A 12,894-nucleotide genomic window follows, 5' to 3' on the forward strand; every position below is an offset into this window, starting at 1 on the left:
GAGCAGTGCCGCTTCGCTTTTTCTCAGCGGCGCGGGGTGTGCATAATACACTTCCCCGCTTCAGAGTCAAGCATTTATTTCGCTTTTCTCTGTCGGTGTTCATCACTGGTTTTCACCGGAGAACCCTGCTGACCAGGCGGCTTGCGTGCCGTTGTTCCGTGTCAGTGGAGGCGCATTATAGGGAGTTATTTCTGGCTGACAAGTCAAAAATACAAAAAACTTATCGACTGCTCACTTTCCAGGCAAACCACTCTATAAACCATCATTTTAGCCTGTTTTTTAAACAAAAATGGGCTCCGAAGAGCCCATTAATTATTTCATTAAGAATTACTGTACTGCGACAATCCGATCGTCGTTTACCTCAAGACGAATCGTTTTGCCTGGAATTAACTCTCCAGACAGGATTTGCTGCGCCAGCGGGTTTTCGATCTGCTGCTGGATTGCACGTTTCAACGGACGCGCCCCATACACCGGATCATAACCATTTGCGCTCAGCAGTTTCAGCGCTTCATCAGAGATGTGGATTTCATAGCCACGCTCTTCCAGACGTTTGTACAGACGCTGCAGTTGGATCTGCGCAATAGACGCGATGTGTTGTTCACCCAACGGATGGAATACCACAACCTCATCTATACGGTTGATGAATTCCGGGCGGAAGTTGTGACTCACCACACCTAACACCAGATCTTTCATATGGCTGTAGTCGAGATCGCCAAAGCGTTCCTGAATCAAATCGGAACCCAGGTTAGAGGTCATAATGACCACCGTATTACGGAAGTCGACCGTTCTCCCCTGTCCATCGGTCAGACGACCATCATCCAGTACCTGCAGAAGAATGTTGAACACATCAGGATGCGCTTTCTCAACTTCATCAAGCAGAATAACGGAATAAGGACGACGACGAACCGCTTCTGTCAGGTAGCCACCCTCTTCATAACCGACATATCCCGGAGGCGCACCCACCAGACGTGATACGGAGTGTTTCTCCATAAACTCGGACATGTCGATCCGCACCATCGCATCATCACTGTCAAACATAAAGTTTGCCAGCGCCTTACACAGCTCGGTTTTACCGACCCCGGTTGGGCCGAGGAACAAGAACGAGCCAATCGGGCGGTTTGGATCGGCAAGACCGGCACGGCTACGACGAATCGCATTCGATACGGCTTCGACCGCTTCATTCTGACCGATCACACGGCTATGTAACTCTTGCTCCATACGCAACAGTTTTTCGCGCTCGCCTTCCAGCATTCTCGCGACCGGAATACCGGTCCAGCGCGCCAGCACTTCGGCAATTTCCGCATCCGTCACTTTATTACGCAACAGACGCATGGTTTTACCTTCCGACTGCGTCGCGGCTTCCAGCTGTTTTTCCAGCTCAGGAATTTTACCGTATTGCAGTTCTGACATCCGCGCCAGATCGCCAACACGACGCGCCTGTTCAATAGCAATCTTCGCCTGTTCCAGCTCGGCTTTGATCGTTTGTGTTCCGGAGAGCGACGCTTTTTCCGCTTTCCACTCTTCTTCTAATTCAGAGTACTGACGCTCTTTATCATCCAGCTCTTCGTTAAGCATATCGAGGCGTTTTTTACTCGCCTCATCAGACTCTTTCATTAATGCCTGCTGCTCCAGCTTGAGCTGGATAATGCGGCGGTCGAGTCTGTCCAGTTCTTCCGGCTTAGAGTCAATCTGCATACGGATGCTGGATGCCGCTTCATCGATCAGGTCGATGGCTTTATCCGGCAACTGGCGATCGGCAATGTAACGATGAGACAGCGTGGCGGCCGCGACGATTGCCGGGTCAGTAATCTGCACATGGTGATGCAGTTCATAACGTTCTTTCAGACCACGCAGTATCGCAATGGTATCTTCCACTGACGGCTCAGCCACGAACACTTTCTGGAAACGACGTTCCAGCGCCGCATCTTTTTCGATGTACTGCCGATACTCGTCGAGCGTAGTCGCCCCTACGCAGTGCAGTTCCCCACGCGCCAGCGCCGGTTTCAGCATGTTCCCGGCATCCATTGCGCCATCCGCTTTACCTGCGCCCACCATGGTGTGCAATTCGTCGATAAACAGGATGACATTCCCTTCCTGTTTGGCAAGATCGTTGAGTACGCCTTTTAAGCGTTCTTCAAATTCACCGCGGTATTTTGCCCCTGCCACCAGCGCGCCCATATCCAGCGCCAGTACGCGACGGCCTTTTAACCCTTCAGGGACTTCACCATTAATGATTCGCTGTGCCAGTCCTTCAACAATCGCCGTTTTACCGACACCAGGCTCACCGATTAACACCGGGTTGTTTTTTGTACGACGCTGCAGAACCTGAATGGTCCGGCGGATCTCTTCATCACGGCCGATAACCGGGTCAAGTTTGCCCTGCTCGGCACGCTCAGTCAGATCGACAGTGTATTTTTTCAAGGCCTGACGTTGGTCTTCAGCCCCCTGGTCGTTCACGCTTTCACCTCCACGCATTTGTTCAATTGCCTGAGTAATATTCGCGGTCGTTGCGCCAGCCGATTTCAGTAAATCGGGCAGTGTGCCACGCGACTCAAGCGCCGCCAGAACGAACAGTTCTGACGAAATAAAATTGTCCCCTCGCTTTTGCGCCAGCTTGTCGCAAAGATTAAGAACACGCATCAGATCCTGAGAGGGCTGGACGTCGCCGCCAGTGCCTTCCACCTGCGGTAAACGACTCAGCGCCTGATCGATGGCGGTGCGTAACTGTCCGGCATTAATACCGGCAGAGGTTAATAAAGGACGTACCGATCCCCCTTCCTGATTCAGCAAGGCGCTCATTAAATGAAGAGGTTCGATGAATTGGTTGTCGTGCCCCAGTGCGAGCGACTGGGCATCGGCAAGAGCAAGCTGGAATTTGTTAGTAAGACGATCCAGACGCATAACTCCTCCCATAACAGGTCAAATTTGCTACTGGAGATTAAATGAGGTCATCCCTCAATTATTCAAGGTTATTGACCTGAATTATGTGAAAAGAAAATTACACGTACCGGATCGTCTTGATTCTTTAGGTTATATCAGCCAAATAAAACTTGCCATACGCCCCGTGGTCTTGTCGCGACGATAAGAGAAGAAAGTCTCATTTTCACTAAAAGTACAGCGGTCGCCGCCATAAATTTGCTCAACGCCGACATTTGCCAGGCGCTGACGGGCAAGCTGATAAATATTCGCCAGATATTTTTCGCCGTGAGGCTCAAAGGCTTCATGCGCATTAGTCTCTTTGGCGATAAACGCCTCGCGCACCTCAGGTCCGACTTCAAACGCCGCAGGACCAATCGCCGGGCCTAACCAGGCAAGAATATTTTCAGGCTTATCAGCAAAGCAGGCCACCGTCTCTTCCAGTACGCCTTCACATAATCCACGCCAGCCCGCATGGACTGCCGCCACCTCCGTTCCTGCCCGATTACAAAAGAGTACGGGCAGACAGTCTGCCGTCATTACCGCACAAACGGTACCCGGCGTATTACTGTATGACGCATCCGCCCGTTTGGAGGCGTAAGGCTCGCCGGTCAGCTTCAGGACGTCTTTTCCATGCACCTGTTCCAGCCAGACCGGTTTTGAAGGCAGATTGCCCGCAGCAAACAGGCGTCTGCGGTTCTCTTCGACATGCTCCGGGTTATCGCCACAGTGGGCGCCCAGGTTTAAGGCATCATACGGCGGCAAACTCACACCACCGGTACGGGTCGAACTGCAGGCCGCCACACCGTTCGGCAGAGGCCACTGCGGGACAATAAGCTCACTCATAGCCAGGCCACATCATCCTTATGCTCTTCGAAATCCGCACGCATCGCGTCAATCAGTTCCACCATATCCTGTGGGATCGGCGCATGCCATTCCATTTCGATACCGGAAATCGGGTGATACAAACGCAGCATGGTGGCATGTAGCGCTTGACGGTCGAATTTACGCAATGTCGAGATAAATGCCTCCGACGCGCCTTTCGGCGGACGCGGACGGCCACCGTATACCTGATCGCCCACCAGCGGATGGGTAATATGCGCCATATGCACGCGGATCTGGTGCGTACGTCCGGTCTCCAGACGCAAGCGCAGACGCGTGTGCACACGGAAGTGTTCCATGATGCGATAGTGCGTGACCGCTGGTTTACCCATCGGATGCACCGCCATATGAGTACGCTTCGTCGGGTGACGGCTGATAGGTTCTTCCACCGTGCCGCCAGCCGTCATATGACCGATCGCTACCGCTTCGTATTCACGGGTAATCTCACGCAGTTGCAGCGCTTCCACCAGCCGCGTTTGCGCCGGAACGGTTTTCGCAACCACCATCAGCCCGGTGGTGTCTTTATCCAGGCGATGGACAATACCTGCGCGTGGAACATCAGCAATTGGCGGATAATAATGCAGTAATGCATTCAGAACCGTGCCGTCCGGGTTGCCCGCGCCAGGATGAACAACCAGATCGCGTGGCTTGTTGATAACAATGATGTCATCATCTTCATAAACGATATCCAGTGGGATATCCTGTGGCTCGAAGCGGATTTCTTCATCGATTTCAGCATCGATGGCGACCCGTTCTCCGCCTAACACTTTTTCTTTTGGTTTGTCGCAAAGTTTACCGTTGACCAGCACGCGCCGATCAAGAATCCAATCTTTTATGCGCGATCGCGAATAATCAGGGAACATTTCGGCCAAAGCTTGATCTAAGCGTTGACCGAGTTGATTTTCGGATACCGTTGCGGTGAGTTGTACTCGTTGTGCCATATACAGCTTCTTCGTTTAACGTTGGGTTTTACGGCTTTGCCGTTTAATATAGTGTGCTATTGTAGCTGGTCTTAACCGGGAGCAGGAACAGAGAATCTCCCGTAAAACATTTTGAGGAAAGTCAAAACGTCATGACGCGCATGAAATATCTGGTGGCAGCAGCCACGTTGAGCCTGTTTTTGGCGGGTTGCTCTGGTTCAAAGGAAGAGGTGCCCGATAATCCGCCTAATGAAATCTACGCGACTGCTCAGCAAAAGCTGCAGGACGGTAACTGGAAACAGGCAATAACGCAATTGGAAGCGTTGGATAACCGCTATCCATTTGGTCCTTATTCTCAGCAGGTGCAGTTAGATCTCATCTACGCCTACTACAAAAACGCCGATCTGCCGCTTGCTCAGGCTGCCATCGATCGCTTTATCCGCCTGAATCCAACTCATCCTAACATTGATTATGTCATGTATATGCGTGGCCTGACCAATATGGCGTTAGATGACAGCGCATTACAAGGGTTCTTTGGTGTTGATCGTAGCGACCGTGACCCTCAGCATGCGCGAGCTGCGTTCAATGACTTTTCGAAACTGGTTCGCGGTTATCCGAACAGCCAGTACACCACCGACGCCACCAAACGTCTGGTGTTCCTGAAAGATCGTCTGGCGAAATATGAGTACTCCGTTGCGGATTATTACACTCAGCGCGGTGCATGGGTTGCCGTGGTTAACCGTGTAGAAGGTATGCTGCGCGATTTCCCGGATACGCAGGCAACGCGTGATGCCCTGCCGTTGATGGAAAATGCCTATCGCGAAATGCAGATGACGGCGCAGGCTGACAAAGTGGCGAAGATTATCGCCGCTAACAGCAGCAACACCTGATCGATTTTCAGATGCAAAAACGGCAGCGCTGAGCTGCCGTTTTTTTATCCGTTTCGCGTCGTGGCGCTGATGACTTTTGCGTGACGCAACTCATCAAATATGGCCTGCTTTCTGGCTTTCCTCAAGTTAAAAATCACCTCTTCCTGCGATAACTCACAAAAAGGTACCCTTGACAAAAAGTGACAAAATAATGTGATTTAAATCACACATTTTGACATTAGGAACGGTATGCTGGAATCACCAAGACGGGAAAGACAAGAGGTAAAATTTATGACAATGAACATTACCAGTAAACAAATGGAAATTACTCCGGCAATTCGCCAACATGTCGCAGACCGTCTCGCCAAACTTGAAAAATGGCAAACCCATCTCATTAATCCACATATTATTCTGTCCAAGGAGCCACAGGGTTTCATTGCTGATGCCACCATCAATACACCGAACGGACATCTGGTCGCCAGCGCAAAACACGAAGATATGTATACCGCTATTAACGATTTGATCAACAAGCTGGAACGGCAGCTCAATAAAGTGCAGCACAAAGGCGAAGCCCGTCGTGCAACAACTTCAGTAAAAGACGCCAACTTCGTCGAAGCAGAAGAAGAGTAGTCCCTTACATTGAGTGTATCGCCAACGCGCCTTCGGGCGCGTTTTTTGTTGACAGGGTGAAAACAGTACGGGTACTTTACTGACATCACTTAAGGAAACTGATATGAAACACACTCCGTTCTTCTTCGCATTCTTTTTTACCTTCCCCTGAATGGGAGGCTTTCGTCGTGTGAAAAAGAATGCGAAGACGAACAATAAGGCCTCCCACACCGGGGGGCCTTTTTTATTGATAACAATAAAGGCAACACTATGACATCGGAAAACCCATTACTGGCGCTGCGCGATAAAATCAGCGCGCTGGATGCAAAATTACTGGCGTTACTGGCCGAGCGACGTGGGCTGGCAGTTGAAGTCGGCAAAGCCAAGCTCGAATCCCATCGCCCGGTACGGGATATCGACCGCGAGCGCGATCTCCTGGACAGATTGATTACGCTTGGCAAAGCCCATCATCTGGATGCGCACTACATCACCCGCCTTTTTCAACTCATCATCGAAGACTCCGTTCTCACCCAGCAGGCGCTGCTCCAGCAACATCTGAATAAGATCAACCCGCATTCTGCGCGCGTGGCGTTCCTGGGACCAAAAGGCTCTTACTCACATCTTGCGGCACGTCAGTACGCTGCCCGTCACTTTGAGCAGTTTATTGAGAGCGGTTGTACAAAGTTTGCCGATATCTTTAATCAGGTTGAAACCGGCCAGGCCGATTACGCAGTTGTACCGATTGAAAACACCAGCTCGGGTGGGATTAACGATGTCTACGATCTGCTCCAGCACACCAGTCTCTCCATTGTGGGTGAGATGACGGTGGCTATCGATCACTGCGTGCTGGTTTCCGGTACCACGGACCTCGACACCATTGAGACGGTGTACAGCCACCCGCAGCCGTTCCAGCAGTGCAGCAAGTTCCTCAGTCGTTATCCGCACTGGAAAATTGAGTACACCGAAAGCACATCCGCCGCAATGGAAAAGGTCGCTCAGGCGAACTCTCCGCACGTTGCTGCGCTCGGAAGCGAAGCCGGTGGCGTGCTGCATGGCTTACAGGTTCTTGAACGTATCGAGGCGAATCAGACGCAAAATATCACGCGTTTCATCGTGCTGGCGCGTAAAGCAATCAATGTTTCTGACCAGGTGCCAGCCAAAACAACGCTGCTGATGGCGACAGGACAACAGGCGGGCGCGCTGGTGGAAGCGCTACTGGTGATGCGTAACCACAATCTGATCATGACCAAACTGGAATCCCGCCCCATACACGGCAATCCGTGGGAAGAGATGTTTTATCTCGACATCCAGGCCAATCTGGAATCCCCACAGATGCAGAAGGCGCTCAAGGAGTTGGGCGAGATTACTCGCTCCATGAAGGTGTTGGGTTGCTATCCCAGTGAGAACGTGGTGCCAGTCGATCCGAGCTAACGTGCAACAAGGCCGGAGGGCGTATGCCTGTCCGGCCTGTTGTTTATGTTGCATAGGCTGGATAAGGCACTTTAGCGGCGCTATCCGGCATAATCCTGCCATTACTGTCGACTGTCATTCGCCTGGCGTAACAGCGTACGACTTTCGCTCTGGAAGCGCTTCGCGTAGTCACCGAACCAGTGCTCCACTTTGCGGAAGCTGTCGATAAACGCCTGTTTATCTCCCTGCTCCAGCAAACTGATCGCTTCGCCAAAACGTTTGTAATAGCGCTTAATCAGTGCCAGATTGCTCTCCGACGCCATAATGATATCGGCGTAAAGCTGTGGGTCCTGAGCAAACAGCCGCCCCACCATCGCCAGTTCAAGGCGATAAATCGGAGAAGAGAGCGCCAGCAACTGTTCAAGCTGCACGTTTTCTTCTGCCAGATGTAGACCATAAGCAAAGGTCGCAAAGTGACGAAGCGCCTGAATGAACGCCATGTTCTGATCGTGCTCGACGGCGCTAATACGGTGCAGCCGCGCGCCCCAGACCTGAATCTGCTCCAGGAACCACTGATAAGCTTCCGGATGACGTCCATCGCACCAGACCACCACCTGCTTTGCCAGGCTGCCGCTGTCCGGGCCAAACATCGGGTGCAGACCGAGTACCGGCCCGTCGTGCGTCGCCAGCATTGCCTGTAAAGGACCGTTTTTCACCGACGCCAGATCGACCAGGATACAGTCGGCGGGCAACGGCGGTAATGTTGCGATCACCTGTTCCGTCAGATGGATCGGGACACTCACGATCACCATGCCGGCATCCGCGACGATCTCCTGCGCGCGATCCCAGTCATGCTGTTCGAGGATCCGCACCTGATAACCCGACAGAGTGAGCATTTTCTCGAACAACCGTCCCATCTGACCGCCACCGCCGACAATCACCACCGGGCGCAGCGAAGGACACAGCGTCTTAAACCCTTTATCGTTCTCACTGGAATAGGATTCACGCATCACTCGACGCAGTACGTCTTCAATCAGATCTGGCGGTACGCCGAGCGCTTCCGCTTCGGCTCGGCGCGAAGCCAGCATTGAGGCTTCGCGTTCCGGTACATAAATCGGCAGGCCAAAGCGGCTTTTGACTTCCCCGACCTCTGCCACCAGTTCCAGACGGCGCGCCAGCAAATCCAGCAGCGCCTTGTCTACTTCATCAATTTGATCGCGTAACGCGGTCAATTCAGCAACCATAACGAACCTCTTAAGCCTGGCGCGCCGCCAACTGGCCGTTCAAGTCTTTGTTAATTTCACGCAGTAACGCGTCCGTCATTTCCCAACTGATGCAGGCATCGGTAACGGACACGCCGTACTTCATTTCGCTGCGCGGTTGCTCGGAGGACTGGTTGCCTTCGTGAATATTACTTTCAATCATCAGGCCGATGATTGAGCGGTTGCCATCTTTAATTTGCGCAACCACCGACTCCGCCACGGCAGGCTGACGACGGTAATCTTTATTGGAATTACCATGACTGCAATCTACCATCAGTGACGGCCGCAGTCCCGCCTGTTCCATCTCTTTTTCGCACTGGGCGACATCTGCCGGGCTGTAGTTAGGCGCTTTGCCGCCGCGCAGGATCACATGCCCGTCCGGGTTGCCCTGGGTTTGCAACAGCGCAACCTGACCTGCCTGGTTAATACCGACAAAACGGTGCGATTGCGCCGCCGCGCGCATGGCATTGATCGCCGTCGCCAGGCTGCCGTCGGTGCCGTTTTTGAAGCCCACCGGCATCGACAGACCCGATGCCATTTCACGGTGCGTTTGCGATTCCGTGGTACGCGCGCCAATCGCAGACCAGCTAAACAGATCGCCCAGGTACTGCGGGCTGTTCGGATCCAGCGCTTCCGTCGCCAGCGGCAGTCCCATGTTGACCAGTTCAAGCAGCAGTTGACGCGCAATTTTCAGACCTGCTTCAACGTCAAAAGAGCCATCCATATGAGGATCGTTAATTAACCCTTTCCAGCCAACGGTAGTACGGGGTTTTTCAAAATAGACGCGCATCACCAGATAGAGGCTATCGCTGACCTCTGCGGCAAGGGCTTTAAATCGACGAGCATATTCCAGGGCCGTTTCAGGATCGTGAATGGAGCACGGACCGCACACCACTAACAGACGCGGATCGCGACCGGCAATGATGTTAGAAATGGTTTTGCGGGACTGGGCGATTTGCGCCTCTTGCGCCAGGCTCAGCGGGAATTCCGCTTTAAGTTGTTCCGGGGTCATCAGAACCTGTTCGTCGGTAATATGTACGTTGTTAAGCGCGTCTTTTTGCATGATGGCGATCCTGTTTTAGCTCGTTTGCGATAGTTTTCCTCAGTGAGGATGACGTAACGATAACACAACGAGTAAAGATATCAATCCAAAATACGTAAACATTACGTTACAGAATCGACATTTGTTCGATTTAAAGCCCATCACATCGTACATAATAATTTACACACGGTTATTGTACGGTCCGCTATGCTTTGAAAAACAGGAGAACGAGCAATGACGAGAAGAGTCAGTATCGCAGTCATTTTTCTGCTTAGTGGCTGCCAGATCGATCCTTACACCCACGCGCCAACATGGACCAGTACCAACTGGTATGACGCCGGTATTGAAGATGCAATTTCCGGCGTTGCGGTTAAAGATAATGAAACGCTGGCCGATAGCTTTAACGACCCGGAGGTGGATCGTTCGCAATACCTCAACGGTTATGCAGAAGGTCAGCGTAAAACCTGTCAGCAAAATTTTGTCTATGCCAGAGGCGTAACGGGGAAAACCTTCCCTGCCAGTTGCGATACCGTAGAAAATGCCAGCCAGTTGCGTGAAGCATGGCAACAAGGTGCCGATGAAAATGCTGGCTCAATACGTCTGAATTAATATTTAGTCAGATTTAGCTTAAGGCGTATACGTTAATCTACAAGGTATAATGACGCTCCGCAAAAATAATGCTATTTTGCTTTAAACAAAACATGGATGTATTTTGATGACTGATAAAAGATGCTGGTGAGGAAATCGTTATGTCCGCTTCTCACCGATGCCTGATGCTGCTGGTGCTCTTACTGGCAGGATCGCCAGTTTTTGCAAATGACATCCCTGATGCGGCGAAGAACGTTCGCACCATGGTCTCTGGCATTGTCAGCTATACGCGCTGGCCTGCCCTCTCAGGGCCACCCAGACTGTGTATTTTCTCGTCTTCCCGGTTCGTCAACGTCCTGGGAGACAGCAGTGATACGTCGCTGCCTTATCAACCTGTTATTATTTACACCGAACAAGAAGCATTAACTGCGCGTTGTGATGGTGTTTATTTCGGCAGCGAATCTCCCACTGCTCAGGTTGAATTAGCGAATAAATATCCGTCTAAGGCGTTGTTATTAATTGCAGAACAGAATGCCGAATGCATTATTGGCAGCACCTTTTGTCTGATTATTAACAATAATGATGTCAGATTCGCCGTTAATCTGGATTCCTTGTCACGCAGTGGCGTAAGAGTCAATCCGGATGTATTGATGCTCGCACGGAATAATAAAAATGGATAAGGATCTTTCCCTAACCCCCCGTCCCACATTTAAGCGAGCGTTGCGACGCATCAACATCACCAGCGTGATCGTGACCATGACGTTGATCTGGCTGCTGCTATGTGTGGCCTCGGTGCTGACGTTAAAACAGTATGCGCAAAGGAACCTCGAGCTCACGGCGGCGACAATGACCCATAGTCTGGAAGCTGCGCTGGTATTCGCCGATGATGCCGCCGCCGCAGAAACGCTGGCCGCGCTCGGCCAACAGGGGCAATTTTCCGCCGCTGAGGTTCGCGACAATAATCAGAATGTCATTGCCTCCTGGCGCTACAACGCGCTGGAGAACGACGATAAGCTAGGGGATTTTATTAGTCACTGGCTCTTTCCCTTCCCCGTCGCCCAGCCCGTCTGGCACAGTGGTGAAATTATCGGTGAAGTTCGACTTACCGCACGCGACAGCTTAATCAGCCACTTCATCTGGCTTTCTCTGGCGGTACTTACCGGGTCGATTCTGCTGGCCTCCGGTATTGCCATTTTGCTGACGCGTCACCTGCACCGTGGTGTGGTTGAGGCGCTGCAAAATATCACCGAGGTGGTGCACGATGTGCGTACCAACCGTAACTTCTCCCGCCGCGTCTCTGAAGAGCGGATTGAAGAGTTCCACAATTTTGCCCAGGACTTCAACAGCCTGCTGGATGAAATGGAAGAGTGGCAGCTGCGTTTGCAGGCCAAAAATGCACAATTATTGCGAACGGCGCTGCACGATCCGCTGACCGGGCTGGCAAACCGGGCGGCGTTCCGGAGCAGCATCAGCGCCCTGATGAACGACAATTCAGCCCGTAGCAGCTCAGCGCTTCTGTTTCTTGATGGCGATAACTTCAAATTTATAAATGATACCTGGGGACATGCCGCAGGCGATCGCGTGCTGATTGAAGTCGCCAGACGACTGGCTGAATTTGGCGGCAACCGCCATATTCCTTATCGCCTCGGCGGAGATGAGTTTGCCGTCGTGCTTTACGGCGTCCATTCAGACTATGAAGTCCAGCGAATTAGCGCCGCGCTGTCACAAGAGTTTAATCGTCCTTTTGACCTGCATAACGGACATTTAGTCAGTATGACACTGAGTATGGGTTACGCGCTGACCTGGGAGCACGCTTCCGCCGAGAAATTACAAGAACTGGCCGATCGTAATATGTATCAGGCTAAACATCAGCGCGCTGTGCGCTCGATAAAATAAAAAAGGAATGCACACATGCTTAAGCGTCTTTTATCCCCATTCATTCTTGCCACACTACTGCTGGCAGGCTGTCAGGCACCACAGGGCAAATTCACCCCTGAGCAGATAGCAGCCATGCAATCGTACGGATTTACTGAATCCGCAGGAGACTGGTCCCTGGGGCTTTCCGACACTATCCTGTTTGATAAGAATGACTACAAACTGCGTGCGGAAAGCCAGCAGCAGATTCAGTCGATGGCCGCTCGTCTGGCTTCAGTCGGTCTGAATCATGCGCGTATGGATGGGCATACCGATAACTATGGCGAGGACAGCTACAATGAGGCGTTATCACTCAAGCGCGCCAATGTCGTGGCGGACGCGTGGTCAGAAGGTGCGAAGATTCCGCGCACCAATCTGACCACTCAGGGATTAGGGAAAAAATACCCCATCGCCAGCAACCAGTCGGCGAAAGGTCGCGCTGAAAACCGCCGTGTCGCCGTGGTCATCAGCACGCCTTAGTT

The 12,894-nt window shown here is 52.0% G+C and carries 13 protein-coding genes and 1 other annotated feature; of the genes, 8 read left to right on the forward strand and 5 right to left on the reverse strand.

Annotated elements, in window-relative coordinates; genetic code table 11:
* Positions 1–327 precede the first annotated feature (327 nt).
* From clpB to rluD, 3 genes are all read right to left on the reverse strand, one after another.
* Positions 328–2,901, reverse strand: coding sequence for an ATP-dependent chaperone ClpB (clpB, locus tag ACQ0PY_RS17725; protein WP_044255236.1), 2,574 nt, complete (start codon positions 2,899–2,901; stop codon positions 328–330).
* A gap of 129 nt (positions 2,902–3,030) precedes the next feature.
* Positions 3,031–3,762, reverse strand: a complete 732-nt coding sequence (gene yfiH / locus ACQ0PY_RS17730; RefSeq protein ID WP_109740567.1) for a purine nucleoside phosphorylase YfiH — start codon at positions 3,760–3,762, stop codon at positions 3,031–3,033.
* Positions 3,759–4,739: a 23S rRNA pseudouridine(1911/1915/1917) synthase RluD gene (gene rluD, locus ACQ0PY_RS17735; protein ID WP_042999700.1), complete on the reverse strand. Its 981-nt coding sequence runs from the start codon at positions 4,737–4,739 to the stop codon at positions 3,759–3,761. The genes yfiH and rluD overlap by 4 nt, the downstream gene beginning before the upstream one ends.
* A 131-nt stretch (positions 4,740–4,870) precedes the next feature.
* Here rluD and bamD point away from each other — a divergent pair, with 131 nt between their 5' ends.
* From bamD to pheA, 4 genes are all read left to right on the forward strand, one after another.
* Entirely contained in the window at positions 4,871–5,608 is a 738-nt protein-coding gene (gene bamD / locus ACQ0PY_RS17740; protein ID WP_044255229.1) for an outer membrane protein assembly factor BamD, read from the forward strand.
* A gap of 270 nt (positions 5,609–5,878) precedes the next feature.
* Positions 5,879–6,217 (forward strand): ribosome-associated translation inhibitor RaiA, encoded by a 339-nt coding sequence (raiA, locus tag ACQ0PY_RS17745; RefSeq protein WP_003031244.1) that lies wholly within the window; start codon positions 5,879–5,881, stop codon positions 6,215–6,217.
* A 102-nt stretch (positions 6,218–6,319) separates the two neighbouring features.
* Positions 6,320–6,444, forward strand: a sequence feature (Phe leader region).
* Positions 6,321–6,368, forward strand: coding sequence for a pheA operon leader peptide PheL (gene pheL / locus ACQ0PY_RS17750; RefSeq protein ID WP_001386991.1), 48 nt, complete (start codon positions 6,321–6,323; stop codon positions 6,366–6,368). It overlaps the preceding feature by 48 nt.
* A 22-nt stretch (positions 6,445–6,466) precedes the next feature.
* Entirely contained in the window at positions 6,467–7,627 is a 1,161-nt protein-coding gene (pheA, locus tag ACQ0PY_RS17755) for a bifunctional chorismate mutase/prephenate dehydratase (RefSeq protein ID WP_044255225.1), read from the forward strand.
* 101 nt (positions 7,628–7,728) lie between these two features.
* Here pheA and tyrA read toward each other — a convergent pair whose 3' ends face one another.
* On the reverse strand, positions 7,729–8,850 hold the full coding sequence (tyrA, locus tag ACQ0PY_RS17760; RefSeq protein WP_109740568.1) for a bifunctional chorismate mutase/prephenate dehydrogenase: 1,122 nt from the start codon (positions 8,848–8,850) through the stop codon (positions 7,729–7,731).
* A gap of 10 nt (positions 8,851–8,860) precedes the next feature.
* On the reverse strand, positions 8,861–9,931 hold the full coding sequence (gene aroF, locus ACQ0PY_RS17765) for a 3-deoxy-7-phosphoheptulonate synthase AroF (RefSeq protein WP_042999696.1): 1,071 nt from the start codon (positions 9,929–9,931) through the stop codon (positions 8,861–8,863).
* Between the two features lie 213 nt (positions 9,932–10,144).
* Here aroF and ACQ0PY_RS17770 point away from each other — a divergent pair, with 213 nt between their 5' ends.
* The 4 genes from ACQ0PY_RS17770 to ACQ0PY_RS17785 all read left to right on the forward strand — a co-directional run bounded on the left by ACQ0PY_RS17770 (position 10,145) and on the right by ACQ0PY_RS17785 (position 12,892).
* Entirely contained in the window at positions 10,145–10,519 is a 375-nt protein-coding gene (locus tag ACQ0PY_RS17770; protein WP_042999695.1) for a DUF2799 domain-containing protein, read from the forward strand.
* 140 nt (positions 10,520–10,659) lie between these two features.
* Positions 10,660–11,178, forward strand: a complete 519-nt coding sequence (gene yfiR, locus ACQ0PY_RS17775; RefSeq protein WP_044255216.1) for a regulatory sequestration protein YfiR — start codon at positions 10,660–10,662, stop codon at positions 11,176–11,178.
* Complete coding sequence (gene dgcN, locus ACQ0PY_RS17780; protein WP_042999693.1) at positions 11,171–12,394, forward strand: diguanylate cyclase DgcN/YfiN; 1,224 nt, start codon at positions 11,171–11,173, stop codon at positions 12,392–12,394. The genes yfiR and dgcN overlap by 8 nt, the downstream gene beginning before the upstream one ends.
* 15 nt (positions 12,395–12,409) lie before the next feature.
* Positions 12,410–12,892, forward strand: a complete 483-nt coding sequence (locus tag ACQ0PY_RS17785; RefSeq protein WP_042999692.1) for an OmpA family protein — start codon at positions 12,410–12,412, stop codon at positions 12,890–12,892.
* Positions 12,893–12,894 lie beyond the last annotated feature (2 nt).

The sequence above is a fragment of the Citrobacter sp. LST-B2 genome, from assembly GCF_057983045.1.